At 69.3% G+C, this 15,901-nt stretch carries 20 protein-coding genes and 1 pseudogene; 12 read left to right on the top strand and 9 right to left on the bottom strand.

From position 1 onward, the window contains the following. The first annotated feature begins 14 nt into the window (after window positions 1-14). Window positions 15-590 (top strand): TerD family protein, encoded by a 576-nt coding sequence (locus SPR02S_RS52765; RefSeq protein WP_019065131.1) that lies wholly within the window; start codon window positions 15-17, stop codon window positions 588-590. Here the strand turns inward: SPR02S_RS52765 and SPR02S_RS64435 are convergent. Then, window positions 514-1,206, bottom strand: coding sequence for a GIY-YIG nuclease family protein (locus SPR02S_RS64435; RefSeq protein WP_026151710.1), 693 nt, complete (start codon window positions 1,204-1,206; stop codon window positions 514-516). The genes SPR02S_RS52765 and SPR02S_RS64435 overlap by 77 nt on opposite strands. Before the next feature lie 234 nt (window positions 1,207-1,440). On the opposite strand from SPR02S_RS64435, the pseudogene SPR02S_RS66535 reads away from it, so the two are divergent. Then, window positions 1,441-1,650, top strand: a pseudogene (locus SPR02S_RS66535) (radical copper oxidase GlxA); the annotation flags it as partial. 290 nt (window positions 1,651-1,940) lie between these two features. Here the strand turns inward: SPR02S_RS66535 and SPR02S_RS52750 are convergent. Beyond that, window positions 1,941-2,999 (bottom strand): PucR family transcriptional regulator, encoded by a 1,059-nt coding sequence (locus SPR02S_RS52750; protein WP_019065129.1) that lies wholly within the window; start codon window positions 2,997-2,999, stop codon window positions 1,941-1,943. A gap of 244 nt (window positions 3,000-3,243) precedes the next feature. On the opposite strand from SPR02S_RS52750, the gene SPR02S_RS52745 reads away from it, so the two are divergent. The 3 genes from SPR02S_RS52745 (at window position 3,244) to SPR02S_RS52735 (ending at window position 4,457) form a co-directional block, all read left to right on the top strand. Further along, window positions 3,244-3,648, top strand: a complete 405-nt coding sequence (locus tag SPR02S_RS52745; RefSeq protein WP_019065128.1) for a hypothetical protein — start codon at window positions 3,244-3,246, stop codon at window positions 3,646-3,648. A 126-nt stretch (window positions 3,649-3,774) separates the two neighbouring features. After that, complete coding sequence (locus SPR02S_RS52740; RefSeq protein ID WP_019065127.1) at window positions 3,775-3,978, top strand: hypothetical protein; 204 nt, start codon at window positions 3,775-3,777, stop codon at window positions 3,976-3,978. 14 nt (window positions 3,979-3,992) lie between these two features. Continuing rightward, window positions 3,993-4,457, top strand: a complete 465-nt coding sequence (locus SPR02S_RS52735) for a CBS domain-containing protein (RefSeq protein ID WP_019065126.1) — start codon at window positions 3,993-3,995, stop codon at window positions 4,455-4,457. A gap of 9 nt (window positions 4,458-4,466) precedes the next feature. Here the strand turns inward: SPR02S_RS52735 and SPR02S_RS52730 are convergent, their stop codons facing one another. Beyond that, entirely contained in the window at window positions 4,467-4,781 is a 315-nt protein-coding gene (locus tag SPR02S_RS52730) for an STAS domain-containing protein (RefSeq protein ID WP_019065125.1), read from the bottom strand. A 396-nt stretch (window positions 4,782-5,177) separates the two neighbouring features. Here SPR02S_RS52730 and SPR02S_RS52725 point away from each other — a divergent pair, with 396 nt between their 5' ends. Beyond that, window positions 5,178-6,431: a cation:proton antiporter gene (locus SPR02S_RS52725; RefSeq protein WP_019065124.1), complete on the top strand. Its 1,254-nt coding sequence runs from the start codon at window positions 5,178-5,180 to the stop codon at window positions 6,429-6,431. Beyond that, complete coding sequence (locus tag SPR02S_RS52720; RefSeq protein WP_019065123.1) at window positions 6,428-7,726, top strand: ArsB/NhaD family transporter; 1,299 nt, start codon at window positions 6,428-6,430, stop codon at window positions 7,724-7,726. The genes SPR02S_RS52725 and SPR02S_RS52720 overlap by 4 nt, the downstream gene beginning before the upstream one ends. A gap of 201 nt (window positions 7,727-7,927) precedes the next feature. Here SPR02S_RS52720 and SPR02S_RS52715 read toward each other — a convergent pair whose 3' ends face one another. The 4 genes from SPR02S_RS52715 to SPR02S_RS52700 form a co-directional block, all read right to left on the bottom strand. Next, window positions 7,928-8,575 (bottom strand): YHS domain-containing protein, encoded by a 648-nt coding sequence (locus tag SPR02S_RS52715; protein ID WP_026151708.1) that lies wholly within the window; start codon window positions 8,573-8,575, stop codon window positions 7,928-7,930. Window positions 8,576-8,656: 81 nt separating this feature from the next. Beyond that, on the bottom strand, window positions 8,657-9,487 hold the full coding sequence (locus SPR02S_RS52710; protein WP_019065121.1) for an ABC transporter permease: 831 nt from the start codon (window positions 9,485-9,487) through the stop codon (window positions 8,657-8,659). Continuing rightward, complete coding sequence (locus SPR02S_RS52705) at window positions 9,474-10,133, bottom strand: ABC transporter ATP-binding protein (protein WP_019065120.1); 660 nt, start codon at window positions 10,131-10,133, stop codon at window positions 9,474-9,476. The genes SPR02S_RS52710 and SPR02S_RS52705 overlap by 14 nt, the downstream gene beginning before the upstream one ends. A gap of 11 nt (window positions 10,134-10,144) precedes the next feature. After that, the gene (locus SPR02S_RS52700) at window positions 10,145-10,789 is read right to left on the bottom strand and encodes a TetR/AcrR family transcriptional regulator (protein ID WP_026151707.1); all 645 of its coding nucleotides are present in this window, start codon (window positions 10,787-10,789) and stop codon (window positions 10,145-10,147) included. Window positions 10,790-11,173: 384 nt separating this feature from the next. Here SPR02S_RS52700 and SPR02S_RS52695 point away from each other — a divergent pair, with 384 nt between their 5' ends. The 5 genes from SPR02S_RS52695 (at window position 11,174) to SPR02S_RS52680 (ending at window position 14,048) form a co-directional block, all read left to right on the top strand. After that, window positions 11,174-11,710, top strand: a complete 537-nt coding sequence (locus tag SPR02S_RS52695) for a MarR family winged helix-turn-helix transcriptional regulator (RefSeq protein ID WP_026151706.1) — start codon at window positions 11,174-11,176, stop codon at window positions 11,708-11,710. Between the two features lie 714 nt (window positions 11,711-12,424). After that, the gene (locus SPR02S_RS52690; protein WP_019065117.1) at window positions 12,425-12,853 is read left to right on the top strand and encodes a hypothetical protein; all 429 of its coding nucleotides are present in this window, start codon (window positions 12,425-12,427) and stop codon (window positions 12,851-12,853) included. Between the two features lie 73 nt (window positions 12,854-12,926). Continuing rightward, the gene (locus SPR02S_RS66405) at window positions 12,927-13,094 is read left to right on the top strand and encodes a transposase (protein ID WP_373283454.1); all 168 of its coding nucleotides are present in this window, start codon (window positions 12,927-12,929) and stop codon (window positions 13,092-13,094) included. Between the two features lie 24 nt (window positions 13,095-13,118). Continuing rightward, a complete protein-coding gene (locus SPR02S_RS61465) occupies window positions 13,119-13,358 on the top strand; it encodes a hypothetical protein (protein WP_019065116.1) in 240 nt (79 codons plus the stop codon). 81 nt (window positions 13,359-13,439) lie between these two features. Further along, window positions 13,440-14,048 carry a dihydrofolate reductase family protein gene (locus SPR02S_RS52680; RefSeq protein WP_019065115.1) on the top strand — a complete coding sequence of 203 codons (609 nt, stop codon included), beginning with the start codon at window positions 13,440-13,442 and terminating at the stop codon, window positions 14,046-14,048. A gap of 133 nt (window positions 14,049-14,181) precedes the next feature. Here the strand turns inward: SPR02S_RS52680 and SPR02S_RS52675 are convergent, their stop codons facing one another. Together SPR02S_RS52675 and SPR02S_RS52670 are read right to left on the bottom strand one after the other, a co-directional pair. Further along, window positions 14,182-14,922: a DUF4142 domain-containing protein gene (locus tag SPR02S_RS52675; protein ID WP_019065114.1), complete on the bottom strand. Its 741-nt coding sequence runs from the start codon at window positions 14,920-14,922 to the stop codon at window positions 14,182-14,184. Between the two features lie 118 nt (window positions 14,923-15,040). Continuing rightward, window positions 15,041-15,808 (bottom strand): DUF4142 domain-containing protein, encoded by a 768-nt coding sequence (locus SPR02S_RS52670; protein ID WP_019065113.1) that lies wholly within the window; start codon window positions 15,806-15,808, stop codon window positions 15,041-15,043. Window positions 15,809-15,901 lie beyond the last annotated feature (93 nt).

Genomic DNA, 15,901 nt, shown 5'->3' with positions numbered 1-15,901 from the left:
AAAGGTGGTGTCCGGTGAGCAGCGCGGGCAAGGGGCTTGGGAAGGTCGAGGTGCGACTGAAATGGGATCCGAGTCCCCTGGGGGAACCGCCTCGGCATCTCGACATCATCGCCGCGACCTACTCCGCGGACGACGTCTACGGGCGGCCGGTCTATGTCGTCCACTACGACAGCCGGTCACCCGACGGCACCATCAACATGTCCCGGCACAGCCGGACCGGGCTGGGCTTGGGCTACGTCGAGGTCATGAGTCTGGAGTTCGACCGGCTGGCATCCGCCTACGGCCGGGTCGTGGTCGGGGTGGCCATCCATCAGGACGGCGGGCGCCGGACGTTCGGCGACATGGCGAATGCCGGTGTGCTGGTCGTCGAGGGATACAGGGAAGTGCTGGCAGACGACTTCGCCCGGGTCGCCGACTCGACCGCCACGACGGTCGCGGAGTTCACGAGGGACGGCTCCGGTGCCTGGGAGTTCCACGACATGATCCGGGGCTTCGACAGCGACCCGCCGGTCTTCAGTCTGGAAATGGGCGCCGCCGAGCAGCCCGGACCGGGCGACACTCCGGGCGCGCGTCGGCCTGGATCGATGTGAGCTCGCGGACGGGACGTGTTGCCTTGTCGCTCGGTATCTGGTGGGCGCTGCTCGCCTTGGTTCTCTGGCTTCTGGGCAAGGCGCTGGCACAGCCCGCCTCGCCGGCCCGGTGCGCGGCTTCGGCGGTCTTTCTCGTCGCTCTCGGGGAGGCTGGCGACTGGCTGCGCCGACGTTGGCGGGTCAAGGGGTTCGGATGACCCAGTGGGGGGACGGGATCGGGGCGCTCGCTCCAGGTGAGGCGGAGGTGTTCGCGCATCCAGTCGGTGAGGCGCTGCTCGTCCTCGGGGGTCAGGACGACGCGGTCGGTCCACGTGGTGCGGTAGCCCTCGGCCGGCATCAGCCACCCCGCCAATGTGCGGCGCAGGGTGGAGCGGCCTGAGTCCCTCAGGTGGTTGGAGATGATGCGGGTCCGCAGCCGCTTGGCCTTGCCGAGGTAGAGAAGGCGCTGTCCGGGATCGCTCTCATTCACCGGCCCGCCGAAGGGGGCCAGCACCTCTGGCGGGGCCCACCAGGCGTACAGGCCCGCCGTGATGGGCAGAGCGGCGACTGCTGCGCCCAGCGTGTGCGGCTTGGCGTGCAGGTCGGCTTCCGCCTGCGACACGGTTGCGTCGAGCATGGGCGCACCCTAGACGTGGCGGAGCCGACCCGTCAGCGGTTCATCGGACCGGTTGGGCACCGCGCTCGGATGCAGGCCGCCGCCACGCATGCTCTCGGGCTTGCCTTGGGTCCGGCGGTGGGCGGGGCCTGGTGTCCGCGCTGGGTTGGTGCTGGGTGTTCGGCGTCAATGTGCCAAAGCGCACGGGTTCGCAGATTCCTGGAGCAGAACGAGCGGGAACTCGCGCGTGGGCCTGCTGAGGAGTTCACCAAGGTCGCCTCGATGTACGAGGCCCGCTGGTACCCGACCCTGACCCGGCTCGCCGACGGCCGGGTCCTGGCCCTGTCCGGTCTGGACGACATCGGCCAGATCGTGCCGGGCAAGTGCGAGATCTGCGCCCCGAAGACGAAGACCTGGAAGTACAGCGGGAGGTTCCGCCAGTTCCACGCCTACCCGGCCGCCTTCGCCACCAAGTACGCCTCGGTGATCAGGACGGCGCGGCTGATCCACTCCAGCTCCACCGCCCACGTCACCGATGTCGAACAGCGCTCCGCCGCCTCACCTTGAAGAAGACCAAGGACGGCAAGGGAGTTGAGGTCACCGTCCCGGACAACTGCGGCCTGGTCCCGCAGGGTTGGTACATGTTTCGCGTCCGACGACCAGGGCACGCCGTCCAAGGCGCTGTGGGTCCGGGTGCCGTGAGCGCAACAGGCACGTGGGCTCTTGGCCCCGGCTGGCGTTGAACTGGCCCTGTGTCAGAGGTCCTGGTCGGGCCAGTCGAGCAGGCGGGCGCCGATCACGGCTGTCTGCAGCTTGTAGCGGTGGGCGGGGTCGGCCGGGTCGGCGCCGGTGAGTTTGTGGATGCGTTCCAGGCGGTAGGTCAGTGCGCGCACGCTCAGGGTGAGGCGGCGGGCGGCTTCGGCGGCGACGCAGCCGGAGTCGAAGTAGGTGGTGAGGGTGTCGAGGAGGGGCTCGGCGCCGCCGCGGGCGGTGGTGAGCGGGCCGAGGGTGTCGAGGACGAGGTCGGCCATCGCCTGCCGGTCGCGGGTGAGGACCGGGTAGACGAGCAGGTCGGCGGCGCGCAGCACCGGCCCGTCGAGGCCGAGGCGCTCGGCCAGTTCGAGGGCGTTCAGCGCTTCTTCGTAGGACTGCACGACCCCGCCCGGGCCGGGCTGGGAGCGCCCGACGGCGACGCGGCAGCCGTCGGTGGCGGCATACACCTGTTTGGCGAAGTGGGTGAGGACCTCTTCCTGGTGGCCGGGGGCGACGCAGAGCAGGCGGCCGTCCTTGGTGGTGAGCAGGATGCTGCGGTCACCGAAGCGGGCCGTGAGCGCGCGCTCGACCTGCCGGGGCACTTGGTCGCCCTCGTCGTAGGCGGCCGGGCCCTGGGCGACGGCGACGGCGTGTGCGTGGGAGAGGCGCAGTCCGAAGCGCTCGGCGCGTTCGGCGAGCCGGCCCAGGTCGCTGCGGCCGTAGAGGAGGTCGTCGATGAACTCCCGCCGCGCGGCCTCCTCCTGGCGTACGGCGAGGCGTTGGGCGCGTTCGTAGCCCTCGGCGAAGGCGTCTATCACCTGCTGTACGGCGGCGAGGGCGATGTCGGTCGAGCCGACGGCGTGGGGCCAGGCGACGCGAGCGGCGGCCAGATGCGCGCTGACGAGGTCGCGCAGTCCGTGGCCGGCGTCGGCGGCCTGTTCCCCCAGGGTGCGCCGGGACTCGATCTCCTCGCGGGTGAGGCGTCGGCCGGTGGCCGAGACCTCGGTCAGGATCCGTGCATAGCCGTCCAGGTACCGGCCTGGGATCTCTCGGTCCGTCACGTCGTCCCCACCTTGCAGTCTTGACGTGCCGGTGACGGTTTCTTGGCGGTTCACCGGCATGCAGACCCTAGTGAACGCTGCCGGGAACCGGCAATGCGCGGGCTGTGCTCGGCCGTGCAGCATGGCGTGTGGGGAGCACTGTGGATGGTTCCGGTGCCGGACACCGGCAGGTGGTGCCCGCGCCGGAACCCGGAGGGGAACAGCGCCCGTCGGATGGTGAGGTGGGCAGGAGGTGGGCTCGGAGATGCGGATCTTCGTGGAGGCCGCCACCGGCCTGCCCATGATCCTGCTCACCACCGCTGTGATCGTGGTCGTGTGCTTCTGGCTGCTGGTCGCCGTCGGCGTCGTGGCCCTGGACGGCTTCGACACGGACGCAGATCCGACTGCCTGGGGGATGGGCGGGATACCGGTGGCGGTGGCGGTCTCTGTGCCGGTGGTGCTCGCTTGGGTCTTCGGCGTCGGCGCGACCGCCCTGCTGATCGCACTCGGGCCTGGGGGGACAGCTGCCTGGGCGCTGCGCCTGGCGGTGGCGGTCGGCGCGCCGCTCGTCGCCTGGAGGCTCACCCGCCGGTTCGTGCGGGCACTGCGCCGCCTCTTCCCGGAGGAGCGAGGGCCCTCCCGGCCAACCTCGCACGACCATGCCGCTTGAGCCGGGGCCCACTCAACCCGGGCCACGTCCTCGTGCCTCGCACGTCCACCTTCCCTGCCCAAGGACATGTGTCATGCATGCTGCTGACCTGGACGCCCGGCACACGCCGGGGCGGCAGGAGAATTGATGGCCTACTTCCTCGCGCCGCTGGCCGCCGCCCTGGTGATCGTGGTGCTCGGCACGGCCGTACTGGTCCGCCAAGACCGACGGCGGATGCGGGCGGATCCGCGGGACGTACACCCTGCGCCGCCGGTTGTATCGTGCCCGTACGACCAGCGGGCCGTTTCGACGGACGACCGGACGGGCCGGCCGCCGGTGCGTCGAGCGTGAGACAGGAGCCGAGCGTGCGTGCGCGTGATCTGGCGGTGGAGTACGAGACGGTCGGCCTCGACAGTGACGCCTTGGATGCCGCGCGGCTGATGGCCGAACAGCGGCTGCCCGCGCTGTTGGTGCTCGACGAACGGGGGGCGCCGCAGGCGATTCTGCCCGCCTCCCAGATGGTCAAGATCCTGGTACCTGCCTATGTGGTCGAGGACCCGACCCTCGCCGCGGTGGTCGACGAACGTCACGCCGACCGGCTGTGCGAGGCACTGGCCGGCCGCAAGGTGCGCGACTGCCTCTCGAAGAGCACGCCGCTGCCGGCTGTGGCGGCGCCGGACGACACCGCGCTGGAGGTCGCCGTGCAGATGGCGCAGGTCCGCAGCCCGCTGGTGGCGGTCGTGGAGCAGGACAGGACCGGCGTGCGCCTGCTCGGCGTGATCACGGCTTCCCATCTGCTGGAGCGGCTGCTCGCCGCCACTTCCGCCTGATTTCCGCGCTCAGAGCTCGGGTCGGTCCGCGTCGGTGCGGATGTCGATGAGGCGGGCCAGGCCCAGTTGGGTGAGCGTGGTCCGGGCTCGGGAACTCGCGTGCGTCACGGTCACCCGGGTGTCGTGCGGGTGCGCCGCCGGCAGCGCCCGGAAGAACGCCGCACCCCCGTCGTTGCTGAGGTAGGTCACCTGGCCGAGGTCGACTTCGAGGACGCCCGGGCGGGTGTCGAGGGCCTCCCGCAGGCGTTCTCCGACATTCTTCGCGTTGCGGGAGGTGATTTCTCCCGTGAGGCGTACGACAACGTGGTCCCCGTCGGAGGTCACACTGACTGTCGGGTGTCGCAGGGCGTTTCGGAGACGCTGACCGACTTCCCGGAGTCGGTGATGCTCGTGAGGTCCGTGAGCTGCGGGGGAGTGCGGCATGCGAGGCTCCGTGGGCAGAGGAGGGCCGACCGCCGACCAGACTTCCCGGCACACCTGGCCCTCAGCCTAGGCGCACGTTCCCTGGGCAGCCACGCGTGTGGGCGGGGTCCGAGCCGTACGGAGGCATCATCTGGAGCAGCCCGCTCCTTGCCGGAAACCGGCAAGGCCGCACATCCCGCGGTGCCTGGCAACAACCTGTTAAAGACGCGTCAAGAACCGGTAAGGTTCCCCGTGGTGTGCCGGGAAGCCTGGTCGGCGAGCAGGGGATCACTCTCTCTTCCGATCGGGGCGCTCGACATGGTGCTGGTGGCGGTGTTCGGTGTCGCTTTGCTGGTGGCGGTGCTGTTGTCGGGCCTGGCGGCCCGGACGGTACTGTCCACGTCTTTCCTCTTCCTGGCCGGTGGCGCGCTCGTCAGCGACGGTTTCCTCGGCCTGATCCACATCACACCCGACAGCGGGATCGTCTCCGTGACGGCGGACCTCGCCCTGTTCGCGGTGCTGTTCACCGACGGCATGCACGTCTCGCTGCCGAAGCTGCGTGCCCACTGGAGGAACCCGGCACGGGCTCTCGGACTGGGCATGCCGCTCGCGTTCGTCTTCATGGCGCTGGTCACCCACTTCCTGGTGGGTCTGGACTGGACGACGTCGTTCCTGGTGGGCGCGGTACTGGCGCCGACCGACCCGGTGTTCGCCTCGGCGATCGTCGGACGCACCGAAGTCCCCGCCAAGTTGCGGCAGTTGCTGAACGTGGAGAGCGGTGTCAACGACGGGCTCGCCCTGCCGGTCGTCCTCGTCCTGATCGCCGCCGCCGGTCCGACGGCCGGCAGCGGCGAGGCGTCTCCGGGGAAGATCGCGGTCGAGTTGCTGCTGGGCCTGGCCTTCGGTGTCGTACTGCCGCTGCTCGCGGGCGGGTTGGTGCGGTTCCGCCTGCTGGGCGCGGAGCCGAAACTCCAGCCGCTGTTGCCGCTGGCGACCGGCATCATCCTGTACGCGGCCTGCCACCTCACGCACGCCAACCCCTACCTGGCCGCGTTCTCTGCGGGCGCGGTCCTCGCCCACGTCTCGCCGGAGGCGAAGGCGTCCTTCGAGCCGCTCGGCGAGGCGCTCGCGGAGCTGGCGAAGTTCGCGGCGCTGCTCGTGTTCGGCGCGCTGCTCACGCCGGGGCTGTTCGGGGATCTGTCGTTCGGCGGTTATACGGCGGTGCTCCTGGCGATCTTCCTGATCCGCCCGGCCTCGCTGCTGATCTCGCTGCTCGGCACGGGCATCTCCCGGCGGGAGAAGCTCGTGGCGGCCTGGTTCGGTCCGAAGGGCTTCGCGTCGGTGGTCTACGGGCTGCTGGTGCTGCGGTCCGGCATCCCACAGGCAGAGCAAGCGTTCACGCTGGTGGCGGTGTGCGTCGCCTTCTCGATCGTCGCCCACAGCTCCACGGACGTGCCGATCGCCCGCGCCTTCGACGTCGAGGACCTGGCAGGCATCCCGGACGGGCACGACGCCTCGGACGCACCCACCCACACGTCACCGCAAGCACTCTCGGCAACCGGAGGATCGTGAACGACTGGCACAGCTGGGCGTCGATCGTCGTCTTCGTCGGCGCGTACGCCCTGATCATCAGCGAGAAGATCCACCGCGTCGCCGTGGCCCTGGGCGGCGCGGGCCTGATGCTCACGATCGGGGCCACCGACGACGTCTCGGCGTTCTACTCCGAGGACTCCGGCATCGACTGGAACGTCATCTTCCTGCTGATGGGCATGATGATGATCGTCGGCGTGCTGAAGAAGACCGGCATGTTCGAGTACCTGGCCATCTGGGCCGTCAAGCGCGCCCGCGCCCAGCCGTTCCGGGTGATGGCCATGCTGGTGGTGATCACCGCGCTGGCCTCCGCGCTGCTCGACAACGTCACCACGGTCCTGCTGATCGCCCCGGTCACGCTGCTGGTCTGCGAGCGCCTCGCGCTGCCGGCCGCCCCCTTCCTGATCGCGGAGGTGTTCGCGTCGAACATCGGCGGCACCGCGACCCTGGTCGGCGACCCGCCCAACATCATCATCGCCAGCCGGGCCGGCCTGACCTTCAACGACTTTCTCGTCCACCTCGCCCCGCTCTCGGCGGTCCTGGTGGTGGTTCTCCTCCTGCTGTGCCGGGTGATGTTCCGCAAGACCTTCGTCTACGACGAGGACCGCGCCGCCGAGATCATGGCCCTGGAGGAGCGCGAGGCCATCAAGAACCCCCGCCTCCTCGTCCAGGGCCTGCTCGTGCTGGCCCTGGTGGTCGCCGGCTTCGTCCTGCACCCGGTGCTGCACTACGAGCCCAGCATCGTCGCCCTCCTCGGCGCCGGACTCCTCATCGCCGTCTCCACGGTTGACACCCACGACGTGCTGGCCGAGGTGGAGTGGCCCACGCTCGCTTTCTTCGCCGGACTCTTCGTCATGATCGGCGGGCTCATCGACACCGGGGTCGTCGGCGAGATCTCCCAGAAGCTCGCGGAAGCCATCGGAGGCAACGAACAGGGCGGCTCGATGACCCTGCTCGGCGGCTCCGCCGTGCTGTCCGGCATCGTCGACAACATCCCCTACGTCGCCACCATGGCCCCCATCACCAGCGACCTGGTCCACGACATGGGCGGCGCGAGCGACCACGTCATGTGGTGGGCCCTGGCCCTCGGTGCCGACCTCGGCGGCAACGCCACCGCCATCGGGGCCTCCGCGAACGTCGTCGTCCTCGGCATCGCCGAACGCAACCGACAGCCCATCTCCTTCTGGCAGTTCACCAAGTACGGCCTCGTCGTGACCGCCGCGACCGTGTCCATCTCGCTGGTCTACGTGTGGCTGCGGTACTTCGCCCTCGCCTGACGCCGCGGCCCGCTCCTCACCCGGGCGGCAGGCCCACGGCGCAAGCAGCAAACCTCCCGGCGGCGGGCGAACCCGGCGCCGGGCCACCCGTACGTCGACCAGGCGTAGGGGTGGCTCCCGCGTTCGGCCGGGCCACGGATGCGCTGCCGCAGTGGGTTGCTCGCCCGAACTGGTCACCTCGGTCGGTCTGCCGGGCGGGGCTCACGCCTTGAGCGGTACGCCGTGCTCGTCGGCGAATATGCGGCGGCACTGGCCGTTGCAGAAGCCGTAGACGGTGTCGTCGTACTCCAGGGTGAGGTCCGTGGTGTTGAGGTCCACGGTCATGCCGCACACCGGGTCGATGACCGTGCCCGGTGGCAGGTCGGCGGTGGGCAGGTGTGCGATGTCGTCGCGGTGCGGGGCGGTCATGTGCTGGATGAGTTCGAGGCTGCCCATGGGGCGCCCGCACATGCCGAGGCTGCCTTCGGCGATGCCGACGACGTGGACGAGGGCGTGGGGCTGGTCGCGGAGCCGGGCGGGGTTCCGGCCGGCCTCCGCCTCGGTGTCGGCGAGGGCCTGGGTGAGGCGTTCGACGGCGTGGCCGCTCATCTCCTTGCGCCAGGCGGCCGGGGCGCTGACGCGGATCAGGTAGCGGGGCGGGTCGGCGGGGTCCGCCGGGTGGGGGTCGCCGGTGATCCACGCGGCGGGTTCCTGGACGAGGACCTGGGTGAGGGCGCGTGCGGAGTCCATGACCGGTTTGGCATGGGCGTCCTCGGTGCCCATGAGCGCGTCGATGAGACGCTCGCCCAGCCGTCGGCGTTGTGCCGGGTCGAACACGCCCTGGGGCACGAACAGTTCGATGAGAATCATGACCCCAGGCTGGACCGGTGCCGTGTGGTTCGGCGTCACCTGGGCGTTGTGCCTTTGGGCTACTCCGTGGGGAGTGGTCGGCTACCGCGCCGGGAGTAGTGCACCCTCGGCCGGGTGGGGTGTGCGCGTACGGTTGCGGGTCCGGACGCGGAAGATGACCAGTCCCACCGCGCTGAACGAGGCCGCCCACACCAGTCCGAGGGCGAGGTGTCCCCACAGGGCGGTGTGCCCGAAGGCGCCGCCGGCCGCGAACTGCATCGGGCCGAAGGAGGGGAACCACTCAAGGATCGGCTTGTTGGCGAGCGGGTTGCCCAGCGGGTTCTGCAGGAAGGTGTCCATCAGGCCGCCCATGATGATCAGGAAGAAGCCCTCCAGGTCCCGCTTGACCAGGACACCGAGGAGCAGTCCGAGGGCGCCGTAGGTGAGGGCGATGACCGCGAAGGCGGCGAGTACGGCGCACCAGCCGCTGGTGGTCGGCCGCCAGAAGAAGAGGACGGCGAGCGCGGTGTAGAGGGCGATCGCGGTGGCGACCGCGGCGATGGCGAGGGTCTTGGCGCCGATGAGGGTGGACTGCCGGTATCCGGCGAAGACCAGGCGCCGGTCGAAGGCGAGGGCCTTGCGCACGGCGTCGAAGACGACGAACCCGGCGATCATCGTGACGGAGTTGAGCCCCGCCGAGATTAGAGTGAGGTGGCCGCCGTCGACGTGCAGGACCTCGCCGGTGGCGTACAGCTTGAAGTCCAGCGTCTCGCCCGAGGCCATGGCGTCCATCACCAGGTACCAGAGGGGCACGAAGAGGACGAGCAGCAGGCCGGCGAGCCGGTTGCGGGTCTGGTCGCGCACCGAGAAGCGCAGGGCGGTGGAGAACTGCCCGTACCGCGGCCGGAGTTCAGGTGCGTCAGGCGTCGACATGGTGCTCCTCCATCGATGCGGTGCGCGGGGTGAGGCGGCCGTCGTCGAGGTCGGCCAGCAGGTCGAAGCGGTTCTGCTCGAAGACCATGTGGGTGATGATCACGACTGCCTTGCCGCGGGTGCGCAGGTCGTCGACCAGGTCCCAGAACCGCAGGTAGGTCTCCCAGTCGAAGCCCTGATACGGCTCGTCCAGGAGCAGCACGTCGGGGTCGTGGAGCAGGGCGAGGGTGAGGTTGAGCTTCTGCCGGGTGCCGCCGGACAGTTCACCGGCGACCGACTGCGCGTAGCGCTCGTAGCCCAGGAGCCGGACGAGTTCACGGCCGCGGTCCAGGCCGGGGAGGCGGTGTGCGGCGGCGAAGTAACGCAGGTGCTGCTCGACGGTGAGAGCCGCGTTCAGGACCGGGTCCTGCGGGCAGTAGCCGAAGGTTCCGGTCAGCGTCACCTCGCCGCTGTCAACGGACAGGGTGCCGGCCAGGATCTTCAGCAGGGTCGACTTGCCGGCGCCGTTCTCCCCGACGACGGCGACGAGTCGGCCGGGAGCGACGGTCAGGTCGGCGCCGCGCAGGACGGAGTGCCTGCCGTAGGACTTGTGGATGTCGCGGGCCTGAAGTGCGGGCGCTGGTGCGGGTGTTGAGCCGGGTGCCATGTGCGGTCTCCCTAGGGGGCTTCTCCTTGCGGTTGCGGTGGTGTCGCGTTCAGCCCGCCCGCGTAGATGCTGAGCATCTCCGGCGCCCAGCGGGCCATGCCGTCGGCCGACAGCGGGTCCGTGCCCAGGACTTCGGTGAGACGGTCGCGCAGCAGGAACAGGGCCAGATCGTTGGCGAGGAGGAAGGCGGCGCGCACGGCCGGATCCTGTCCCGGGGCGGCCAGTCCGGCCGCGGCCAAGCCGTCCAGCGCGGAGCGGCTCAGGTCGTACAGCCGCCGGAACAGCAGCCGCCCGGCATCCGTGTCGGACAGCAGGAGCCGGCGCACGTAGGCCGGCACCGGCGAGCCGTCGGGCAGATGCCGGGCGAACGCCTCACTCAGCGAACTCGCCCCAGATTTCGGGTCGAGCAGTTCCGCCCCGCTTTCGCCCGTCAGTTCGCCGAGCATCGCCTCGAAGACGTCCAGGACGTACTGGTCGACCTCCTGGTGCAGTCCTTCCTTCGAGCCGAAGTGGTGCACGACCAGAGCGGGGGACACGCCCGCGGCGGCGGCGATCTGCCGCACGGTCACCGTCCCCGGCCCGTTCACGGCGAACAGGCGAAGGGACTCGTCGCGGATGATCGCGCGAGAGGTCCGGTCGTCGGAGATTGAACGCATGTACAGCATGCTAAACAATCGTTCAGTCGGTGTCCATTGGGTGTGGCGACGGGCTTCTTCTGTCTCCGGCGGGGTTCACCCGGCGGGAGATGCCATCGGCTGCGAAGCCGTGCAGCGCGGCACGGAGGGCGGTCGCGGTGGGCATACGCTCCGGCGACGCGCCGGACTGCCGTGAGGCGCCGGTCCGGGGGGTGCCTCCATGTGTTTGGTCAAGGGAAACCGGAGTGAGTTGGGTCGGCGACCGGTGAGGACTTGATGCGGCACGCGCAGGGCCGCTGCACGACGACGCCGCGATGCTTCTGCTCCGGTGCCACGGTCATGGGGAAGGAAAATCTGTCCCCATCACGTGCGTGAGCGGCGACTTCTGCACGGTAGAAAGGACATATGCCGGAGCGAGAGACCCCAGCGGGGGCCATGGACGATGTCGACGAGGTCACCCGGGCGGTGCTGACCGCGTCCCGGCTGCTGGTGGCGGTCTCCGCCCGCTCGCTCGCCGCTGTTGAGGAAGGGGTGACCCTCCCGCAGTTCCGGATGCTGGTCGTGCTCTCCACCCGGGGTGCCACCAAACTGGTCGCGCTCGCCGAGCTGCTCCAGGTGGCGCCCTCGACGGCCATGCGCATGGTCGACCGGCTGATCGCCGCCGGTCTCGCCGACCGGCAGACCAACCCCGGCAACCGGCGCGAGACGCTGCTGCAGCTCACCGAGGAGGGTCGGCGCACGGTCGAGGACGTCACGGCCCGGCGTCGCTCCGAGATCGCCGCCGTTGTCGCGCGACTCAGGCCGACGGAACGGCTGGCGCTGGTCGAGGCCCTCAACGCCTTCAACGAGGCGGGGGGAGAGCCCCCGGCCCCCGGCGCGGACGACCCGGAGCCGCACCCGCTCGGCTGGGTCGTGGACGGCGCGCTGGCGCACGACGCCTGATGGTCCGCGGCTGAGGCACCCGTATTCTGGCCGGTCGGCCCTTCTCCACGCCCGATTTTCCTGCACAACGGAAGAGGAGGGTCGGTACGACCCTCTTCGCGGCCTGAACGGGAAGCTCAGCCCTGGCTGAGGGCGAGGTGGGTCTGTGGTGTCCGTCGTCCCAGCCTTGTACCTGCCTTACCTAGGAGCCGTGCGCGCGTTGGTCGGTCTCGCGGTCCTGCTCGGTGGGTGCCCGGCACCCGATGTTCCGTCGGCCGCCGTGGGCGTGGCGCCGGCGGAGTAGGGGCGGGTGCAGAACGTGGTGGCGACGTCGGTCGAGGACGGCCGGGCAGTGGGCGGAAGGAGAGGCCGCCGCCTCTGCTCGGTGGCCCATCGCGCCGGTTCGCCGGTCAGGGTGTGCATCCGGCGAGGCCGCGGGCAGACGACCCGTCCAGGAGACGCACTCGCCGTCGTCTACGACCCCGAGGGCCGTGTGACCCCGTGCGGTGTGGGAGCCGGGGCCAGGATGGCGCGGCTGCTGCGCGACCTAGGTCGTTTCGTTTGGATCAGCTAGTCGTTGGTGGGGATGTGTCGTGGACGGACGCGTGGCAGGCGCCGATCGGGCTGTCTCCGGAGACCTCGGCCCTGGGTCGTTGGGACTCCATCACCCAAGGGCATCCTCCGGTTTTACGCCGATACGCTCCGTTGTGGATCAATGAATCGAAGGAACACCCAGTGCACAAAAGGCTCCTGGCAGCAACTCTCGCCATGCTGTCCTTGGCGTCAGTCAGCCTTCTTGCCCCCGCCGCAGACGCATCCTCCAGTTCGGATATTCAGGTGGATGTCGGCAAGGAGGGCGTGGATCGCTTTTCCCCTGAAGTCGTCTACGGCAATCCAGGTGACCTGGTCACCTTCCACTTTCATGGCCGATACAGCGCCACCGAGAGCACAGCCCGCCTCCGCGACCCCTGCCACCCTCTCGGGGGATTTGACACCGGTTTGCAATATGACGGAGCCGTTCAGAGCATCGTCATCAGCACCCACAACTCGATTTACGTTCACAGCACCACCCAGTGCGGAAAGGGCATGGTGGCCATTATCAATCCAGGCCCCAATGATTCCGTCGAAACCTTCCGGAAGGCTGCTATCGCTCAAGAGGGCTGATCCACCTGTACGCACCAACCCACTACAACGGCTGGGCAGTCTCGCTCGCATCGTCTGAATAGTTGGTCCGGGTGTGCTGTTGTCTGACGCGCAGTGGGCGCGGATCGAGCCGTTGTTACCGGACCGGACACCCGGGCGGGGTGGTCGGGGGCGGGCTCACCGTGAAGTGACCGATGCGATCGGCCGGAAGTTCCGGACCGGATCGCAGTGGGTGCACCTGCCGGAGACGTACGGCAACTGACGAGGCGTCCATAACCGGTTGAGGATGTGGGCCGTCGGCGGCACGTGGGAGCGGGTCTTCACCGCGCTGATGGCCCAGGCGGACGCGGACGAGGACCTGAACCGGGCGGTCTCTGTGGACTCCACGATCGTGCTCGCGCTCGACCAGACGCTCCAGCTTCCGGTGGTGCAGGGTGGCGATGATCCAGCGTTTGAGCAGGGGCGCGATCAGCCGCCTGGCAGGACCGGACTCACGATGAGTTCCGGGCGCGCGGGTGGTCTATAGGGAGAACCATGAAGCCGAGATGGAGCGGTCTGATGATTCGCTCGGCCTCTCCACGTTCCGTCACGACAGGAGGACCCGATCGTGTCCCGTTCCGTGCTCTACATGTCCATGTCGCTCGACGGCTTCATCACCGGTCCCGATGACGGCCCCGGGAACGGCCTCGGCACCGGCGGCGAGCAGCTGCACGCGTGGCTGTTCGACGGCGACCACGAGGCCCGCGGTGGAGTCGGCCTACCGGTTATCCGGACCGATGCGGCCAGCCTTCCGGTGGTCCATGAGATATTGGCCACCGGCGCAGTGCTGACGGGACGGCGCACGTTCGACGCGGCCGGCGGCTGGGGCGGCGACCATCACGATGGCGTCCACATTGAGGTGTTCACCCGCTCCGAGGCTGACGACGACGCTGTCCAGGGCCCCAGCGTCCGCTACACCACCGACGGCATCGAGGCGGCCATGGCACGGGCCAAGGAAGCCGCCGGTGAGCGCAACGTGCTGGTCCACGGGGCGACGACGGCGCAGCTGGCGTTGCAGGCCGGGGTGCTGGACGAGCTTGAGATCCACCAGATCCCCGTACTGCTCGGTGCCGGCCGGTCGCTCTTCGGCGCGCTGGGCTCGTCCCGCCAGCTCGACCTCGTCCGCGTCATCGACGCCCCAGGGGTCACGCACCTGCGATACCGCGTAGTCGGCTGAGCACCTGGCGCCGTCGCCGGTAGGGATCGTCTCGTCCGCCGAGGCGAACCAGTTCGTGCCTGTCAGTCTGGTCGACTGCCCCGGCACGCCGTGACCTGCGCACCCGATCTCCGAGGCGGCGCCTCGTCGCTGATCATCCGGCGGACGGGCTGGGTGTGGGTGACACGGTGTTGACGTTCAGGTCGGGGCGGGGGGTGAGGGCGACGATCGGTGCGCCGGCCTGCGGTGGGGGCGGGGTGACCTGGTCCTTGGGGAGCTTGGGCGGGGTGGTCTGCTGGAAGTTGACCTGGTCGAAGTTGACCACGCCGGTCTTCTCCAGCACGGTGATGTGGTCCAGGACGGTGTCGTTGGCGAGGTCGGCCAGCGCGCGGACCATGGTGTTCGTGGTGTTGGCGCGGATCTTGGCGATGGTCGGGAAGATCTGGCCATGGGTGACGCGCATGATGTTGGCGGCGGTGGTGTCGAACTGTGTGCCCGACTGGGCCGCCGAGGTCGCCACGAACTGCTGCTGTTGGGGGGTGGCCTGGTTGGGCAGCGTGATGTTCAGCTGGGGCGCGATCTTGCGGCACAGCTCGTCCAGGCCGGCGTGACCGACGATCAGGTGCCGGCCGGCCTCCTGCATTTCGGGTGTCGATCCCTTCTTCAGGGCCAGTTCGCCCAGGGGGTATTCCCACAGTCCGGCGGAGCGGACCTTGACGACGAAGTCGCGGTCGGCCTCGGTGAGGGGTCCCCACTGGGTGTTGGCGATGATGCGTGACGGGTTGCCGGAGGTGTTCTGTACGCCGAGCATGGCCGGGTAGGCGAGGGCGCTGATGGTCAGGCCCAGGGCGCCGACCACGAAGACGGTTCCGATCCTGTTGCGGGACATGGCCATGGTGCCTCCAGGGGCGAGCGACGCGGACGCCAAGGAGTACGGAGGAGCCAGGCCGAGCGATCATTGCTCTGGGTAAAATTTGCATGCCGCCGGATTGTGTGCGCCGAAGGGGCGGAACTCATCCGACCGCCGGCGTGACGGACGGCGCGGGCGAGGCGGTACTGGGTCCCGTCGGTACTCCGCTGGTCGACAGCCCCGGCGGCACCGTGAGGGTGACCATGGGTGCGCCCGGCTGCGGGACCGGTGGTGTCACCTGGGCGGCGGGGAGCTTCGGCGGGGTGGTCTCCTGGAAGTTGACCTGGTTGAAGTTGATCAGTCCGGTCTTCTCCATCTGTGTGATGTGGTCCAGGACCACGTCGTTGGCCTGGTCGGCGAGCGCGCGCACGAGGGTGTTCTCGGTCGTGGAGCGGATCTTGGCGATGGTGTTGAAGATCGAGCCGTGGGTGATGCGCAGGGTGTTGGCGAAGTCGGTGTCGAACTGCTTGCCCGTGTCCGACTGGAAGTTCGCCAGGAAGCCCTGCTGTTGCGGGGTGGGCTGGTTCGGGATGGTGATGTTCAGCTCGGGGGCGATCTTCCGGCAGCTGGCGTCGAGCGCGGCGTGCCCGATGACCAGGTGCCGTCCGGCCTCGCGCACGGCCGCGGTCGTCCCCTTCTGCATGGCCAGATCGCCCGAGGGACCCTCCCAGAGCCCGGCGGAGCGGACGAAGACGACGAAGTTGCGGTCGGCTTCGGTGAGTGGCCCCCACTGGGTGTTGGCGATGATGCGGGACGGATTCGAGGAGGTGTTCTGGATGCCCAGCATGCTCGGGTAGGCCAGGGCGGCGAGCGTGACGCTCAGCGCTCCGCCGACGAACACGGTTCCGATCGTGTTGCGCGAGATGGGCATCGTGCCTCCTGGAACGGACGGTGAGTACGTCGGCAGGTACGGGCCCACAACGGAAAGAGAACCCTTGCTGTGGGTAAAGGTTGCATGATGCTA

It is taken from the genome of Streptomyces prunicolor NBRC 13075 (assembly GCF_000367365.1).
In the GTDB taxonomy this organism is placed as follows: domain Bacteria; phylum Actinomycetota; class Actinomycetes; order Streptomycetales; family Streptomycetaceae; genus Streptomyces; species Streptomyces prunicolor.
The sequence above is the reverse complement of the archived record's forward strand: the minus strand, read 5'-3'. Positions and strand labels throughout refer to the sequence as shown.